This is a genomic window from Mycobacterium sp. 852002-51057_SCH5723018 (assembly GCF_001667035.1).
Classification (GTDB): domain Bacteria; phylum Actinomycetota; class Actinomycetes; order Mycobacteriales; family Mycobacteriaceae; genus Mycobacterium.
Map to the genome: position 1 here is coordinate 79,928 of NZ_LZIR01000111.1, position 16,478 is coordinate 96,405.

Below are 16,478 nucleotides of genomic sequence, written 5' to 3' on the forward strand. Positions count from 1 at the left end.
CGGAATCGAGGTTTTTTCGTGATCACACTGGCCCAACCCGAAACGAACGGTCACACCCCGGTCGGCCTGGCCACCTTGGTCGTCGTCGGTAACGGCATGGCGGGCGCGCGCGCCTTGGAGGAGATCCTCGCCCGCGGCGGCAATGAGCGGTTCGCCATCACCGTGTTCGGCGACGAACCGTACGGAAACTACAACCGGATCCTGCTGTCCAACGTGCTGGCCGGCTCCGACGACGCCGGCGAGATCTACCTCAACCCGGTGGACTGGTACGTCGAGAACGGCATCGACTTGCGCGCCGGGGTGCGCGTGGTGCGAATCGACCCATTCGCGCGCCTGGTGCACGCCGACGACGGCACGACCATCCGCTACGACAAGCTGATCCTGGCCACGGGCAGCAGGTCGTTCTATCCCCCGGTCGACGGCATCTGGCAAGACAACAAGACCCTGGCGCCGGGGGTCTTCGGATTCCGAACGATCGACGATTGCCAGGCCATGATCGAATTCGCCGAAAAGCGAAGCGAAAGCCCCGAAAAGGCTGTCGTCGTCGGGGGCGGGCTGCTCGGTTTGGAAGCCGCGCGGGGCCTGCAGAACCGGGGGCTGCGGGTCGGCGTCGTGCAGGGCGGGCCGACGCTGATGAACGCGCAACTCGACGATCAGGGCAGCGCCATCCTGCGGCGGCTGGTAGAGGCGCTGGGCATCGAGGTGCACACCGGCAAGAAAACCACCCGGATGCTCACCGAGGGCGGCCTCCCGTCGGGGATCGAATTCGCCGACGGCAGCCGATTGCCGTGCGACATGGTGGTGCTGGCCGCCGGCATCCGGCCGAATGTCGGGCTGGCCGTGCGCGCCGGCTTGACGGTGGAACGCGCGATCGTCGTCGACGATCACATGCGGTCGATCGACCACGACGACATCTACGTCGTGGGGGAGTGCGCGCAGCACCGCGGCCAGGTCTACGGCCTGGTCGCGCCGCTGTGGGAGCAGGCCGGTGTGCTCGCCGATCACCTGACCGGCGCCGATCCCCGTGCGGCATACCATGGTTCACGGACGGCCACCAAGCTGAAGGTCGCCGGCGTCGACGTGGCGGCGATGGGGGTGAAGACCCCGGAACGCGACGACGACGAATTCGTGCAGTACTCCGAGCCCAGGCGCGGCGTCTACAAGACCGTGGTGGTGCGCGACGACAAGCTGATCGGCGCCACGCTGGTCGGCGACGTCAGCAAGGTGGCGTTCCTGATGCAGGCGTTCGACCGCGGGCTTCCGCTGCCGCCGGAACGGGTGTCGCTGATGTTCGACCTCGGCGCCCCGGACGCGGCCACCGGCGCGGCCGAGCTGGCCGACGATGCACAGGTGTGCAACTGCAACGGGGTCAGCAAGGCCGCGATTGTCCGCTGCGTCAACGACGGGCAGACGTCGGTGGAAGGGGTGATGTCGGCGACGCGGGCGGGCAAGGGCTGCGGCTCGTGCAAGGGGCTGGTCGCGCAAATCGTCGAGTGGGCTGCCTCAGAAGCCGGGTCCGCGGTATCGCAAGACGCCGCGGCGAACTGGTACGTGCCGGGAATCCCCTATGAGAAGCCGGAATTGATGCGCAAGATCCGCGAGCTCGAGTTGCACTCGGTGTCCTCGGTGTTCGCCGCGCTGGCACCGGAGGGTCGCGAAGACGCCGGCTCGAAAATGGCGCTCGCGTCCCTGCTGCACATGATGTGGGGCGACGAGTTCGTCGACGAAGCCGACGGCCGGTTCATCAACGACCGGGTGCACGCCAACATCCAGCGTGACGGAACCTTCTCGGTGGTGCCGCAGCTCAAGGGTGGGGTGACGAGCTCGGAGCAGCTGCGCAAGATCGCCGACGTGGCCGACAAATACCAGATCCCGATGATCAAGCTCACCGGCGGCCAGCGCATCGACCTGCTGGGGGTGCGCAAGGAGGACCTACCGTCGGTCTGGGCCGACCTGGGGATGCCGTCGGGCTACGCATACGGCAAAAGCTTCCGGACAGTGAAAACCTGTGTGGGAAGCGATTTCTGCCGCTACGGGCTGGGCGACTCGACGGCGCTGGGCATCGCGATCGAGGAGCGCTTCCAGGGCATCCCCAGCCCTGGAAAGATGAAGCTTGCGGTGACCGGGTGTCCGCGCAACTGCGCCGAGGCCCTGTGCAAGGACGTCGGTGTGGTCGCCATCGAGGGCGGGCAATGGCAAATCTACATCGGCGGCGCGGCCGGCTCGCACGTGCGCAAGGGTGACCTGCTGACCACGGTGGACACCGCTGATGAGGTCATCGCGATCACCGGCCGGTTCCTGCAGTACTACAGAGAAAACGCCAACTGGCTCGAACGCACTTACGACTTCGTGCCTCGGGTGGGCATCGACCGGATCCGCGATGTTGTGGTCGAAGACAGCGACGGTATCGGCGCCGACCTCGATGCGCGCATGCAGAAATCGGTCGACTCCTACCGGGATCCATGGGCCGAGAGCCGAAACTCCGCTATGCCCAACCGGTTCCGCTCTTCCCTCCCGCTGATCCCGCTGCCGCAGGTGCCGGTGCGATGACGGAGATCCCGTTGGGCCCGGTGGGCGAGGTTCCGGTGGGCGAGAGCCGCGCCTACGCGGTCGAAGGCCGGCAGATCGTTGTCTTCCGCCTGCGCGACGGCTCGCTGCGTGCGCTGGACGCCGTATGCCCGCACCGAGGCGGCCCGCTGGCCGATGGTCTGACGGACAGCCGGGTCGTCGTCTGCCCGTTGCACGGCTTCACCTACGACCTCGCGACAGGAGAAGAGGTCGCTAACGGCGGCGCGCCGGTGGGTGCCTATCCGGTGCGGTGCGACGACACCGGAACGATCTACCTGAACCTGGTTGACGGCCGAGCCGGTCAACCGCAACGCAACGGCGCGGTTTGCCGCCAATAGGATTTCCCTAGCTCCCCTGGCCATCCACGCGCGCGTCGGCACCGAATCACTCGCGTGGAACCGTCGATAGCCCGGCCTGGGCCGGCTTGCTTAGCAAAGTGAGGATCGGGGTATCGATCCCGGTGATCGAAATGCTGGCCTATCCCGTGGATATCAGCATGTCGGCGATGCGGGTCCGTTCTGGCCGTGCACGATGCGAAAGGCGTGACATGCTGGGGCATCTCTACGATCGGGCGCTCGGCGGCGAACGCTGCTGGATCCGCCATGAGGACGGCGAAATCCGGCCGCTGCCGGCCCACCGGTGGTTGGCGGACCGATGTCCCGAGTCCCAAGGCGCCATCGATGAGGTCTTCGACGACACGGTCGCGCGGATGTGCGCGGGCCCCGCGATTGAGCTGGGGTGCGGTCCCGGGCGGTTGGTCGCCAGGCTCATTCGGCGGGGGATACCGGCGCTCGGCATCGATCGGTCCGCGGCGGCGATCCGCCTGGCGGGTCGCGGCGGGGCGCCGGCGCTGCTGGGCGACGTGTTCGGTCCGCTGCCAGGAACGGGTCAGTGGCAGACCGTCCTGCTGATCGACGGCAACGTCGGCCTCGGCGGCGATCCGCGGCGGATCCTGCGGCGCGCCGCCGAGCTGCTGGCCCGCGGGGGGCGCTGCGTCGCCGAGTTCGACGCCGACGTCACCGGCGTCCGCGCGCGATGGGTGCGGCTGGAGTCGGGCCGCGAGGTCGGGCCCTGGTTCCGCTGGGCGTCGGTCGGCGTGGACAGCGCCGCCGCCCTGGCGGCGCAGGCGGGCCTGAGGCTGACCGGCGTCCGCCCGATCGGCGGCCGGGTGATCGCGACCTTGGCCGCCTCGTGAGCAAGTTCCGCAGCCCGCTGCGGGGACCGTGGCTGACGTCGGTGTTCGGCCTGGTGCTGCTCGTCGCGCTGCCGATCGTGATCATCACCGGGCTGCTGTCCTACATGGCCTACGCGCCCCAGCTCGGCCAGGCGATCCCCGCGGATGTGGGCTGGCTGCGGCTGCCCGGCTTCACCTGGCCCACCCGCCCGTCGTGGCTGTATCGGCTGACGCAAGGGCTGCACGTGGGCCTGGGCCTGGTGATCATTCCGGTGGTGCTGGCCAAGCTGTGGTCGGTGATCCCGCGGCTTTTCGTGTGGCCGCCAGCCCGCTCGATCGCCCAGGCGCTGGAACGAGTGTCGCTGCTGATGTTGGTCGGCGGCGCGCTGTTCGAGATCGTCACCGGCGTGCTCAACATCCAGTACGACTACGTCTTCGGGTTCAGCTTCTACACCGGCCACTATTTCGGTGCGTGGGTCTTCATCGCCGGGTTCCTGATGCACATCACGCTCAAGATTCCCCGCATGGTCACCGGGCTGCGGTCGCTACCGCTGCGAGAAGTGTTGCGCACCAACCGCATCGACACCCGCCCCGAAGCACCCGATCCCGACGGGCTGGTGGCGAGCGATCCCGCCGAGCCGACGATGAGCAGGCGCGGCGCGCTGGGGATCGTCGGCGCGGGGGTGCTGCTCATCGGCGCGCTGACGGTGGGCCAGACCCTCGGCGGGGCCGCCCGGGGCGCGGCCCTGCTGCTGCCCCGCGGGCGCGGCATTCGTGATCCCCGAGGCGACTTCCCGGTGAACAAGACCGCCGTCGCCGCAGGAATCTCGCGCGAAAGTGTCGGCGCCGGTTGGCGATTGACGTTGCGCGGCGGGCCCTTCGAGGTGGTGCTGGATCGCGCCGCGCTGGCCGGCATGCCACAACACACCGCGCGGCTGCCGATCGCCTGCGTCGAGGGGTGGTCGACCGTGCAGACCTGGAGCGGGGTGCGGCTCGCCGAACTCGCGCGGCTGGCCGGAGTGCCCGAGCCGCGCACGGCGCGCGTGGCGTCGCTGCAGCGAGGTGGTGCGTTCGGGGCGGCGACGTTGCAGGCCAACCAGATTCGCGATCGCGACGCCCTGCTCGCGCTGCGGGTCAACGGCGCCGACCTGCCGTTGGATCACGGCTACCCGGCGCGCATCATCGTCCCCGCGCTGCCCGGCGTGCACAACACCAAATGGGTCGCGTCCGTCGAGTTCGAGCCGAGCTGAAATGCCGCGAGTACCAAGCCGTTTCACGGCGATCTACGGATCCGGTCGGCTGCATCTGCTGACGATGGTGTCCGGTCTCGCCCTGCTCGGCTACATCCTGGCCACGTTCACGCCGGCGACACTGTGGGATCCGGGCACCTGGTGGCACTCGATCGCCCTTTGGTTCGCGGCCGCCGTGATCGCCCACGACCTGCTGCTCTTCCCGCTCTACACACTGGCCGACCGGGCGCTGTTCACCCGGGCGCGCCCGGTACGGCGCGGTAACGTCAGCGCCCGCAACCATATTCGGGTCCCCGCCCTGGGTGCCGGGCTCACCCTGCTGGTCTTCCTTCCCGGCATCATCCAGCAGGGTGCCCCGACCTATCAGGCGGCCACCGGACAAACCCAGCAGCCGTTTCTGGGCCGGTGGCTGCTGCTCACCGCGGTGATGTTCGCGGTCAGCGCGCTCGGCTACGCCGCGCGCCTCGTCGTGGCCGGCAGGCGGGCCACAGGCGCGGCTGGCCCGCCTCCCGACACCCACTAACGGAAACGTCAGTTTCGAACGTCGGCGCGGGGGTACGCTCGGTACATGACGGCGACGACGCCCCGCATGACACCCTGCGTTAAACGGTTGCTGCGGGCTGGTCCCGCCGACTACATGCTGGCCTTAAGCGTGGCGGGAGCTTCGCTGCCGGTCGTCGGTAAGCGCCTGGAGCCGCTGGGCGCCCTGACCGCCATGGGCGTCTGGGGCGTGCGGCACGCCCCCTCTGCCCTCTCCGCAATGACCAGGGACCTGCTGACCCCCGGCATCAACGACACGCGCCGACGGGACCGGGAAAGCACCCATGAGGTGTCCCTCGCCGCGCTGCGAGGGGTGGTCTCGGCCGCAGACCTCGATCTGGAATGGCCCACCGCGGAACGGACGCCGCCGATCTGGGATGCGATGCGCCAGCGGCGCTACCTCTACCACCGCGCCGTCCACTACGGGAACAGCCCCGCGCAGGTGCTCGACGTCTGGCGCCGCAAGGACCTGCCCGCCCAACCCGCGCCGGTGCTGATCTTCGTCCCGGGCGGCGCCTGGGTGCACGGCAGGTGCATGGGGCAGGGGTCCGCGCTGATGTCCCGGCTGGCCGAGCAGGGCTGGGTGTGCCTGGCCATCGACTACCGGGTCGCCCCGCACCACCGCTGGCCGCGTCACATCACCGACGTCAAGACCGCCATCGCGTGGGCGCGCGCCAACGTCGACAAGTTCGGCGGCGACCGCAATTTCGTTGCGGTAGCCGGCTGTTCGGCCGGCGGACACCTGTCCGCGCTGGCCGGGCTGACCCCCGACGATCCAGCGCACTTGGGGGAGCTCCCCGAGGGCGCCGACAGCTCGGTGGATGCGGTGGTCGGGATTTACGGCCGCTACGACTGGGAGGACCGGTCCACCCCCGAGCGTGTCCGGTTCGTCGACTTCCTGGAGCGGGTGGTGGTCAGGAAGTCGATCGCGCGTCACCCCGAGATTTTCCGCGACGCGTCACCGATCGCCCGCGTCCACCGGAATGCGCCACCATTCTTGGTGATTCACGGCAGCAAGGACAGCGTCATCCCGGTCGAGCAGGCGCGGACCTTCGTCGAACGGCTGCGGGCGGTCTCGCACTCGATGGTCGGTTACCTGGAGTTCCCTGGCGCGGGTCACGGGTATGACCTCATCGACGGGGAGCGGGCCGGCGCGGCGGCGCACGCCGCTTCGCTGTTCCTGAACCAGGTCTACCGCACCAAAATGCAGATCGGCACCAAAGAGGTTATCTGAGCTCTCGCCGCTGGGTATGGTCCCTCTATGGGTGAGGGGCAGCGGTGAAACGGCTGAGCGGCTGGGACGCGGTACTGCTGTACAGCGAGACGCCGAACGTGCACATGCACACCATCAAAGCCGCCGTGATCGAACTCGATCCGGACCGGCGCGACTTCGACATCGAAGCCTTTCGTCAGGTCATCGCGGGACGGCTGAACAAGCTCGAGCCGTTCTGCTATCAGCTCGTCGAAATCCCGTACAGCCTGCACCACCCCATGTGGCGGGAACAGTGCGAGGTCGACCTCGGCTACCACATCCGGCCCTGGCGGCTGCCCGCCCCCGGCGGTCGGCGTGAGCTGGACGAGGCGATCGGGCAGATCGCCGGCACCCCGCTGGACCGGTCGCGGCCGCTGTGGGAGATGTACTTCGTCGAGGGTCTGGCCGATCACCGCATCGCCGTGGTGGGCAAGATCCACCACGCGCTCGCCGACGGCGTCGCCTCGGCAAACCTGCTGGCGCGCGGCATGGACCTGCAGCCCACGCCGGAGGGACGCCCGTACGTGTCCGACCCGCCTCCCACCACACGCCAACTGATCACATCGGCGTTCGCGGACCACATGCGCCACGTCGGGCGACTTCCCGCGACCATCCGCTACACCGCCCAGGGGGTGGGCCGGGTCCGGCGCAGCTCGCGCAAGCTCTCCCCGGAACTGAGCCGGCCGTTTGAGCCGCCGCCCACCTTCATGAACCACAAGATCACCCCCGAGCGCAGGTTCGCCACCGCCACCTTGGCGCTCGCCGACGTCAAGGAGACCGGCAAGCGGCTCGGGGCGACGATCAACGACATGGTCCTGGCCATGTCGACCGGCGCGCTGCGGACGCTGCTCCTGCGCTACGACGGCACGGCCGAGCCCCTGCTGGCGTCGGTCCCGGTGAGCTTCGACTTCTCCCCCGAGCGCATCTCCGGCAACCGGTTCACCGGCATGCTGGTTGCCCTGCCGACCGACTCCGACGACCCGCTGGAACGGGTGCGGTGCAGTCACGAGAACGCCATCTCCGCCAAGGAAAGCCACCACCTGATGGGGCCAGAGCTGGTCAGCCGCTGGGCCGCCTACATGCCGCCGGGGCCCACCCAGGCCTTCTTCCGCTGGGCATCGAGCCGCGACGGGCACAACAAGATCCTGAACCTGAACATCTCCAACGTTCCGGGTCCGCGCGAGCGCGGCCAGGTGGGCGGCGCACTGGTCACCGAGATCTATTCGGTGGGGCCGTTGACCGCCGGCAGTGGCCTCAACATCACCGTGTGGAGCTACGTCGACCAGCTCAACATCTCGGTGCTGACCGACGGCGCCACCCTCAAGGACCCGCACGAGGTGACCGAGGCAATCGTCTGCGACTTCATCGAAATACGCAGGGCCGCAGGGCTTTCCGAAGAGCTTACCGTCGTCGAGACGGCGATGGCGCCCGCCTGATCTCCCACTTCACCGGTCGCGCTCCCCATCCGCGGTAACGGGACTCTCGCCTGACGCTAATGCCGTTCCGGTCGGCCGTTACGATCGGTCGGATAACGCACCGCCCACATCCGAAGGAGCTGCGCAGCACCGTGAGCACTGGGAACGAAGAGGCCACCACCGAAGAACCCGAAGTCCTGGTCGAACAGCGGGATCGGATCCTGATCATTACCATCAACCGGCCGAAGGCCAAGAACGCGGTCAACGCCGCGGTGAGCCGCGGCCTGGCCGACGCCATGGATCGCCTCGACGGCGACAACGGCCTGTCGGTGGGGATCCTTACCGGCGCGGGAGGCTCGTTCAGCGCCGGCATGGACCTCAAGGCGTTCGCGCGCGGCGAAAACGTCATCGTCGAGGGCCGTGGCATGGGCTTCACCGAACGTCCGCCGGTCAAGCCGCTCATCGCGGCGGTGGAAGGATACGGCCTGGCCGGCGGCATGGAACTGGCGCTGGCCACCGATCTGATCGTGGCGGCCAGGGACGGGGCGTTCGGCATCCCCGAGGTCAAACGTGGACTGGTTGCCGGCGGTGGAGGATTGCTGCGGCTGCCCGAGCGCATTCCCTATGCGATCGCCATGGAGCTGGCGCTGACCGGTGACCAGCTGCCGGCCGAACGCGCGCACGCGCTGGGGCTGGTCAACGTCCTGGCCGAGCCGGGGAAGGTGCTGGACGCGGCGATCGCGCTGGCCGAGAAGATCACCGCGAACGGGCCGCTCGCGGTGGCCGCCACCAAGCGGATCATCGTCGAGTCCCGCGGCTGGAGCCGCGACACCATGTTCGCCGAGCAGATCAAGATCCTGGCCCCGGTGTTTTCCTCCAACGACGCCCGGGAGGGCGCGGTCGCGTTCGCCGAGAAGCGTCCGCCGCGCTGGACGGGCACCTAGCCCGTCAGGTAGCGCTGCACGGCCGGCCCGAGCCACGCCACCAAATCGTCGATCGAGGTGGATGCGATCGGCTCGATCTTCAGCTGGTAGCGCGCGAACGCCAACCCGGCCAGATGGCTGGCCACCAGCTCCACTCGCAGCTCGGCATCGGCCACCCCGAATTCGGCCGCGACCCGCTCGGCAATGGGGCCGGCGAGGCTGTCGTGCAACACTTTTCGGGCCTGAGGCTGGATGGCCGCCGAGCGCCACAGCGTCAAGAATGGTTCGAAGACGCCGCCTTCCTCCCAGTGCTCGAGGAACCGGCGGACCAGCCTCGGACCGACCTGTGCGGTCCCCTCGTCGAGCAGCGTGGCCAGCTGGTGCAGCGGGTGCTCGGGCCCGGTGAGCGCGGACGCGGTGAACAGCCCCTCCTTGCTGCCGAAGAAGTAGTAGACCATCGCGACGTCGACACCGGCGTCGGCGGCGATCGCGCGCACGGTAGCCCCGTCATATCCGTCGCGCATGAAGCGTTCGCGCGCCGCGTCGATGACGCGCTGCCTGTTCTGCTGACCGGTGCGCCAGCGGCCCGCCCGCCGGGGTTCCGACATGCGCGCAAGCATACTTCAACAAGCGTTGACCTATGTCTCGAGGCGGGCGTAATGTCGGATTTGTTCAACGATTGCTGAAGTATCTGTTGGAGGTCTGACATGGTGACCAGCACGCGACGACGCCTTTGGTGGCGCCACCTGATGTCCGTCCTGCTCTTCCCGGTGACGGTCACGCTCGTCGTCCCGGCCCTGATCGTGCTTCCGGCCGGCGTGCGCGACCCGCACCACGGTGCCGCGGTGACGGCCGGGCTGATCGCGGTCGGCTGCCTGCTGATCGCCGCCGGTTTGGGCCTGATGGTGTGGACGAACGTGCTGTTCGACCGGGTGGGCGAGGGGACGCTCGGTCTGGGCAATGTGATGGGCGAGCCGGTCCACCTCGTCGTGCGGGGGCCCTACCGGCACGTGCGCAACCCGATGATCACCGGCGTGCTCTGCATCCTGCTCGGGGAGGCGGCCATTACCGCCTCCGGCGCCCTGCTCGGGTGGTTCGCGATCTTTCTCGCGTTCCAGGCGACGGCCATTCGGTTCTGGGAAGAGCCCCATCTCGTACAGCGCTACGGCCGTGAGTATGTCGACTACCGGCGTAACGTTCCGCGCTGGATCCCCCGGCTCTCCGCCTGGGACCCAACCCCGGCGGCCCGCAGTGATGCGTAGATGACTTACACTGTCGCCTAGATTTGTAACGGGCGGGGAGCCACGAAGGGTCGAAGATGAGCATTTCGTTGCTTCTGGAGATGGCCGCGTCGAGCAACCCCGACCGCACGGCCATCGTTTCTAGGGAGTCATCCGGCTCCCTGCGGTTGACGACGCAGCAACTCAGCGACCTCGCCGACGGGGGCGCCGGTGTGATCGCGGGATCGGGCGCCAAGCACGTGGCCTACGTGGGCACCGGCGGAGCGATGCTGCCGGTGCTGATCTTCGCTGCCGCGCGCGCCGGGCTGACCTTCACCCCGCTCAACTACCGGCTGTCCGCCGACGGCATCCAGGCACTGATCGAGCGGCTGCCCGGACCGCTGGTGATCGTCGATGAACGCTACCGAGACATGCTCGGGGATGCGTCCGATCGGGTGATGTGCTCCGAGGAGTTCCTGACGGCCGCGCGCGGCACCGACCCGGCTGCCGAATTCCCCGATCCGGAGTCCGTCGCGATCGTGCTGTTCACGTCCGGCACCACGTCGCAACCCAAGGCCGTCGAGCTGTCGCACAACAACCTGACCAGTTATGTGACCGGGACTGTTGAGTTCGAGTCGGCCGATCCCAGTGACGCCGCGCTGATCTGCGTGCCGCCCTACCACATCGCCGGGGTCGGCGCCGCGCTGTCCAACCTCTACGCCGGCCGAAAGATGGTGTATCTGCCCAACTTCGACGCCGAAGAATGGGTGCGGCTGATCGAGGCCGAGAAGGTGACCACCGCGACCGTGGTGCCCACCATGCTGGACCGCATCGTCAGCGTGCTGGAGTCCGGCGGCCACACGCTGCCGTCGCTGCGCAACCTGGCCTACGGCGGCTCCAAGGTAGGCCTGCCGCTGGTTCGCCGGGCGCTGGAACTGTTGCCCCACGTGGGGTTCGTCAACGCCTACGGGCTGACCGAGACGAGCTCGACCATCGCGGTGCTGACGCCGGACGACCACCGCGCGGCGCAGGCGGCGTCTGCGCCCCACGCCGCCAAGCGGCTGGGCTCGGTGGGACGGCCGGTGCCGGGCATCGAGCTGCAGATCCGCGACGAGGACGGCAGGGTGCTCGGACCGGGGGAGACCGGCGAGCTGTTCGTCCGGGGCGAGCAGGTCTCGGGCCGCTACACCGGGATCGGCTCGGTGCTCGACGAAAACGGTTGGTTCCCAACCAGAGACATCGCCATGCTCGACGGGGAGGGCTACCTGTTCATCGGCGGGCGCAGCGACGACACCATCATCCGCGGCGGGGAAAACATCGCGCCCGCCGAACTGGAGGAGGTGCTCATCGAGCACTCGCACGTCCACGACGTCGCCGTGGTCGGCGTCGAGGATCCGCAGTGGGGCCAGTCGATCGTCGCTGTGGTGGTGCCGGCCGCGGGCGTCGAGCCCGATCCCGAGGAACTGCGCGAGCATGTCCGCAAGAATTTGCGGGGGTCGCGGACGCCCGACCGAGTAGTGTTTCGCGACGAGCTGCCGACCACACCCACCGGCAAGGTACTTCGCCGCGAGATAGTGGAGATGCTTCAAGAGGACGCGAAAAGGACAAGCGCATGATCAAGAACGGAACCCGCCTCGCGAGCCAGGTGTGTGACACCCAGGTCATCGTGGTGCGGAGCGCCGACAGCCTCGACGACCTGCGTTGCGGTGGCGCGCCCATGGTGCCGATCGGCGGCGAGCGGTCCGGAGAGCTCGACCCGGCCTTCGCCGACGGCACGGTGATGGGTAAGCGCTACGTCGACGAGACCGGCGCCGAGGTGCTGGTCACCAAGCCCGGCGCCGGAAGTCTGAGCGTGGGCCAGACCGCGCTGCAGCTCAAAGAGGTCAAGCCGCTGCCGGCCAGCGACTGACGGAAGGCCGCCTAGCTAGGGCCCCGCCTGCCCGTTAAGCCCGGGCACCCCGAGCAACAACCCGCCATTGCCGCCCTGCCCGACGGTGCCGCCGGCCACGGTGTTGCCGCCGGCCCCTCCGTTGCCGATCAGCTGGGCATCGCCGCCGGCGCCCCCGGTGCCGGGCACGGCGCCCGGCCCGGCGCTGCCGCCCACACCGCCGTTGCCGATCAGGACGGCACCGGTCCCGCCGTGACCACCGGTGCCGCCGGCGAAGGTCGCGCTCAGACTTGCACCCCCGGCGCCGCCGGACCCGCCGCTGCCGAACAGCCCGACGGCGTTGCCGCCAGCGCCGCCGGCGCCGCCCTGGCCGCCGGATCCACCGCCGTCGCCGCCGTCGCCGCCGTCGCCGAAGAGCATCCCGCCGTTGCCGCCGGTGCCGCCGGCCTGACCCCCGCCGCCACCGGCAAAGCCTCCGCCGACGCCGCCGTGGCCGCCGTGGCCGATCAGCCCGGCGTTTCCGCCGTTGCCGCCGGGATTGTTCTGGCCGCCGCCGCCGTTGCCGCCGTTGCCGCTGAGCAGTCCGCCGGCGCCGCCGTTGCCGCCGACGGCGCCGAAGCTGCCAATTCCGGCGTCGCCGCCGTCGCCGCCGGCGCCGTGCAAGATGCCGCCGCGACCGCCCTGCCCCCCAGCGCCGGAGGCGGCGCCAATCGGATCCCCATTGCCGCCGTTGCCACCGAGGCCGCCGTTGCCGAATAAGCCGATGGCGTCGCCGCCGGCCCCGCCGGCGCCAGCTCGAATGTTGTTAGTGGCGCCCCCGTTGCCGCCCGCGCCGCCGTTGCCGAACAGCAGGCCGCCGGTGCCGCCGGCACCGCCGACGGTTGTGCCGTTGCCGCCGGTGCCGCCCTTGCCGCCATTGCCGATCAGCCCGGCGGCCCCGCCGGCGCCCCCATTTTGGCCGACCGCGCCCGAGCCCCCAGTGCCGCCGTTGCCCCACAAAATCCCGCCGGCGCCGCCAGCTTGGCCGGTTCCCGCGGCCCCATTGATGCCGTTGCCGACCAAAGGGCGCTGCAAGAGCAGTTCGGTGGGCGTGTTGATGGCGTTGAGGACATCCTGTTGCAGGACCTGCCACGGGTTAGCTGTGGCCGCGGCGTTGGCTGCCTCGGTGCCGGCGTACACGCCTGCACCAGTGTGCAGGGCCTGCACGAACTGCTGATGAAACGCCTCGGCTCGGGCGCTGAGGGCCTGAAACCCCTGGCCATGTGCGCCGAAGACGGCCGCCACCGCGGCCGACACCTCGTCGTTTCCGGCCGCCAGCACCTCCGTGGTCTGAACGGCCGCAACGGAATTGGCCTCGCTGATTCTGGATCCGATACTCGCCAAATCCGTGGCGGCCACCGCCAACAGATCGGGTTGCGCGATCAGGAATGACATATCCGCACCTTCCACCGGCGTCTTTCGGCCCGGTGGTCGCCCAAACCAGCGGTTCATCTAGCCCTGCGGTAAGAAACCATTGGTACCGTAGCCGCTTGGAAACATACCGATTTTCTGGCCAAATCTCCACTGCAACCGCACATGTAATGCACATCTGTCACCGTTGCGCCGTGCGACTACCAGGCTTGCAGCCGGCAGAAAGGTCGTGCTATTCGTGCGCGCCTATTACGGCGCACGAATTCCCTTGCCGACGCGGATTCGAGCTGGTAGCCAAGGAGGCGCCGCGGGTCGTACTCGTCGACGCACCGTGATGGGCAAGCGCTACGTCGATGAGACCGGGGCCGAGGTACTGGTGACCAAGCCGGGCGCGGGAAGCCTCAGCGGCACTGCGACGCGCTGCAGCTCAAAGAGGTCAAGCCGCTACCGGCCAGCGACTGAGGGTTCCGGGGCTAGGGTCCGGCCCGCCCGTTCGCCCCGGGCACCCCGAGCAACGCGCCGCCGCCGCCGCCTTGCCCGACGATGCCGTCTACGAAATAGCTGTCACCGCCGCGGCCGCCGTTGCCGATCAGCTGGGCATTGCCGCCATCGCCGCCTCTTGACGGGGCACCAGGGGCGTCGATGTCAGCGGTCCCGGAACTCCCGCCGGGGCCGCCGTTACCGAGCAGGGCGGCATTGCCGCCGCGGCCGCCGGGGCCGGCCAGCGCTCCGCTGCCCCCGGTGCCGCCGGCGCCGCCCTGGCCGAACAGCCCAATAGCGTTGCCGCCGGCGCCACCGGTCCCACCAGGGGCGGAGAAGGATTGCCCCCCATTGCCGCCGCCACCGCCGTCGCCGAACAGCGCCCCACCGAGGCCGCCGGCGCCGCCGGCGCCGCCGCCGAGGATAAAGTTACCGGTGTCTTGCCCGCCGTCGCCGCCACGACCGCCATTGCCGATCAGCCCGGCATTCCCGCCGATGCCGCCATGCCCATCAGTACTGGCGACGCCGGCGGCGCCGCCGGCGCCGCCGTTGCCGCTCAGCATCCCACCGGCCCCGCCGTTCCCCCCGACATTGCCCAGATTGCCGATCCCGGCGGCGCCGCCCGCACCGCCGTCGCCGTTTAACAGGCCGCCGTGGCCGCCCTGTCCCCCGGCACCCCCGGTATTCAGGTTTACGGTACTGGTTGCGGAGCCGCCGGCGCCGCCGGCGCCGCCATGACCGAACAGTCCGATCGCGTCGCCGCCGGCGCCGCCTGTGCCGGCGACACCAGCAATCCCGCTTACTCGCCACGGCCCACCGGGGCCGCCCGGGCCACCGTTGCCGTACAACAGTCCTCCGGTGCCGCCGGCCCCGCCGTTGGCGTGGCCGGTGGAGGTGGTGATCGCACCGCCCGCGCCGCCACGGCCGCCGCCACCGATCAGCCCGGCGGCCCCGCCGGGGCCACCGGACTGGTTTGGCGCGCCGGAACCGCCGTCGCCTCCGTTGCCCCATAACAGGCCGCCGGCTCCACCGTTTTGCCCGGTTCCCGGCAGTCCGTTGGTGCCGTTGCCGATCAACGGACGCTGCAACAGCAGTTCGGTGGGTGTGTTGATCGCGTTGAGGACGTCTTGCTGCACGATCTGCCACGGGTTTGCCGTGGCAGCGGCGTTGGCAGCTTCGGTGCCGGCATACGCGCCGGCGGCCGCGTTCAGCGCCTGCACGAATTGCTGATGAAACGCGGATGCTTGGGCGCTGAGGCCCTGAAAGTCCAGGGCGTGCGACCCGAACAAGGCCGCCACGGCTTCCGATACCTCATCGGCGCCCGCAGCCAGCACGTTTGTCGTTGGGAGCGCGGCGGCCGCATTGGCCTCGCTGATTGTCGATCCGATATCGGCCAAACTCGTTGCGGCCGTGGATACTACGTCCGGTACCGCGAATACATATGACATTCCGCGCCTCCCGCTGGTGTAGCGGCGTCTCGGCGACCGTCAGCGGCTTGGTGATCGCCGAGCCTGCGTTATGGATTCAAATCGTAGCGCGATCATCGAAAGCTCATGATGGGATCAGAGCGAATTCCTGATCGCCGCACCGCAATCACGCATACATCGCATGCTTCAAGCAATTACGCCATGCCGCTCTAAGGTACGCACACCGAACACCAAACCAGCTAAGGTCAAACTCATATGTTAGGCCGGTGTTCGTCGGCGGCACCGAAGAGGTCAACCGCTACCGGCCGTGCCGGTCGCCGCCCGCGCGCTACTGCCCGATCTTGTTGCGAATGACGAATTCCCTTGCCTTGACGAGGAATTCGAGCTGGTCGCCGACCTGACGCAGCGGGTCGACGCTGTGGGTCGAGCGGGCCAGCACGATGGCGCCTTCCAGGGCGGCGATCGACGTCACCGCCAGCGAGGCGGCATCGTCGTCGTCGAAGCCGTCGTTGACGAATGCGCGGGTGAGGGCGGAACACCAGCGGCCCAGGATGGCGCCGGCCTCGCCGGACAAGTTGGGGTCGCCGCAGTCCGAGCCGATGGCCGCCGCCACCACGGGGCAGCCGGCGGCGAAGTCGCCCTCGGTGAGCAGCCGCTCCCAGTATTCGACGAATTCGCGCAGCAGGGCCCGGGCGCCCCAGCCGGCCGCGTCGTCGATCATCGCGGTGATGGACTCACCGGAGTACTGCAGCGCCTCGGTCAGGATCTGATTGCGTCCGTCGGGAAAGTGGTAGTAGACCGAGCCGCGCGGCGCCCCGCTGCGGGCGAGCACCTCGTCGATGGTCACCCCGGCGGCCCCGCGCTCGCGCATCACCTGGGCGGCGCTGAGCAACATCTTCTTGCGCGTGTCACAGCGCCTCGTCGGCGCGGC

Annotated in this window: 15 protein-coding genes and 1 pseudogene; 12 read left to right on the top strand and 4 right to left on the bottom strand. The window is 69.2% G+C overall.

Features of this window, described 5'->3' with window-relative positions:
* Window positions 1-18 precede the first annotated feature (18 nt).
* The 8 genes from nirB to A5764_RS22715 all read left to right on the top strand — a co-directional run bounded on the left by nirB (window position 19) and on the right by A5764_RS22715 (window position 9,143).
* Complete coding sequence (nirB, locus tag A5764_RS22680; RefSeq protein ID WP_255361125.1) at window positions 19-2,550, top strand: nitrite reductase large subunit NirB; 2,532 nt, start codon at window positions 19-21, stop codon at window positions 2,548-2,550.
* The gene (locus A5764_RS22685) at window positions 2,547-2,906 is read left to right on the top strand and encodes a Rieske 2Fe-2S domain-containing protein (protein WP_067117526.1); all 360 of its coding nucleotides are present in this window, start codon (window positions 2,547-2,549) and stop codon (window positions 2,904-2,906) included. The genes nirB and A5764_RS22685 overlap by 4 nt, the downstream gene beginning before the upstream one ends.
* A 209-nt stretch (window positions 2,907-3,115) precedes the next feature.
* Window positions 3,116-3,763: a methyltransferase domain-containing protein gene (locus A5764_RS29555; protein WP_067117733.1), complete on the top strand. Its 648-nt coding sequence runs from the start codon at window positions 3,116-3,118 to the stop codon at window positions 3,761-3,763.
* Window positions 3,764-3,804: 41 nt separating this feature from the next.
* Window positions 3,805-4,992, top strand: a complete 1,188-nt coding sequence (locus A5764_RS22695; protein ID WP_369807359.1) for a molybdopterin-dependent oxidoreductase — start codon at window positions 3,805-3,807, stop codon at window positions 4,990-4,992.
* Between the two features lies 1 nt (window position 4,993).
* Window positions 4,994-5,515 carry a hypothetical protein gene (locus tag A5764_RS22700; protein ID WP_067117532.1) on the top strand — a complete coding sequence of 174 codons (522 nt, stop codon included), beginning with the start codon at window positions 4,994-4,996 and terminating at the stop codon, window positions 5,513-5,515.
* 45 nt (window positions 5,516-5,560) lie between these two features.
* Window positions 5,561-6,766, top strand: coding sequence for an alpha/beta hydrolase (locus A5764_RS22705; protein ID WP_067117535.1), 1,206 nt, complete (start codon window positions 5,561-5,563; stop codon window positions 6,764-6,766).
* Between the two features lie 44 nt (window positions 6,767-6,810).
* Window positions 6,811-8,220 carry a wax ester/triacylglycerol synthase family O-acyltransferase gene (locus A5764_RS22710; protein ID WP_067117538.1) on the top strand — a complete coding sequence of 470 codons (1,410 nt, stop codon included), beginning with the start codon at window positions 6,811-6,813 and terminating at the stop codon, window positions 8,218-8,220.
* A gap of 131 nt (window positions 8,221-8,351) precedes the next feature.
* Window positions 8,352-9,143 carry a crotonase/enoyl-CoA hydratase family protein gene (locus A5764_RS22715; RefSeq protein WP_067117736.1) on the top strand — a complete coding sequence of 264 codons (792 nt, stop codon included), beginning with the start codon at window positions 8,352-8,354 and terminating at the stop codon, window positions 9,141-9,143.
* Here the strand turns inward: A5764_RS22715 and A5764_RS22720 are convergent.
* On the bottom strand, window positions 9,140-9,730 hold the full coding sequence (locus A5764_RS22720) for a TetR/AcrR family transcriptional regulator (RefSeq protein WP_067117739.1): 591 nt from the start codon (window positions 9,728-9,730) through the stop codon (window positions 9,140-9,142). The genes A5764_RS22715 and A5764_RS22720 overlap by 4 nt on opposite strands.
* A gap of 99 nt (window positions 9,731-9,829) precedes the next feature.
* Between A5764_RS22720 and A5764_RS22725 the strand changes: the two genes are divergently transcribed.
* Genes A5764_RS22725 through A5764_RS22735 form a run of 3 tightly spaced genes read left to right on the top strand, consistent with a single transcriptional unit; the run spans window position 9,830 to window position 12,251 of the window.
* Window positions 9,830-10,384 (top strand): isoprenylcysteine carboxylmethyltransferase family protein, encoded by a 555-nt coding sequence (locus tag A5764_RS22725; protein ID WP_067117541.1) that lies wholly within the window; start codon window positions 9,830-9,832, stop codon window positions 10,382-10,384.
* Between the two features lie 56 nt (window positions 10,385-10,440).
* Window positions 10,441-11,958: a class I adenylate-forming enzyme family protein gene (locus A5764_RS22730; RefSeq protein ID WP_067117543.1), complete on the top strand. Its 1,518-nt coding sequence runs from the start codon at window positions 10,441-10,443 to the stop codon at window positions 11,956-11,958.
* The gene (locus A5764_RS22735; protein ID WP_067117546.1) at window positions 11,955-12,251 is read left to right on the top strand and encodes a hypothetical protein; all 297 of its coding nucleotides are present in this window, start codon (window positions 11,955-11,957) and stop codon (window positions 12,249-12,251) included. The genes A5764_RS22730 and A5764_RS22735 overlap by 4 nt, the downstream gene beginning before the upstream one ends.
* 15 nt (window positions 12,252-12,266) lie before the next feature.
* Here the strand turns inward: A5764_RS22735 and A5764_RS22740 are convergent, their stop codons facing one another.
* A complete protein-coding gene (locus A5764_RS22740) occupies window positions 12,267-13,664 on the bottom strand; it encodes a PE family protein (RefSeq protein WP_067117549.1) in 1,398 nt (465 codons plus the stop codon).
* Between the two features lie 154 nt (window positions 13,665-13,818).
* On the opposite strand from A5764_RS22740, the pseudogene A5764_RS30170 reads away from it, so the two are divergent.
* Window positions 13,819-14,102: pseudogene (locus tag A5764_RS30170) on the top strand (hypothetical protein).
* A gap of 11 nt (window positions 14,103-14,113) precedes the next feature.
* Here A5764_RS30170 and A5764_RS22745 read toward each other — a convergent pair.
* Both A5764_RS22745 and A5764_RS22750 read right to left on the bottom strand, forming a co-directional pair.
* The gene (locus tag A5764_RS22745) at window positions 14,114-15,568 is read right to left on the bottom strand and encodes a PE family protein (RefSeq protein ID WP_067117552.1); all 1,455 of its coding nucleotides are present in this window, start codon (window positions 15,566-15,568) and stop codon (window positions 14,114-14,116) included.
* A 307-nt stretch (window positions 15,569-15,875) separates the two neighbouring features.
* Entirely contained in the window at window positions 15,876-16,442 is a 567-nt protein-coding gene (locus A5764_RS22750; protein WP_067117555.1) for a TetR/AcrR family transcriptional regulator, read from the bottom strand.
* Window positions 16,443-16,478: the final 36 nt, after the last annotated feature.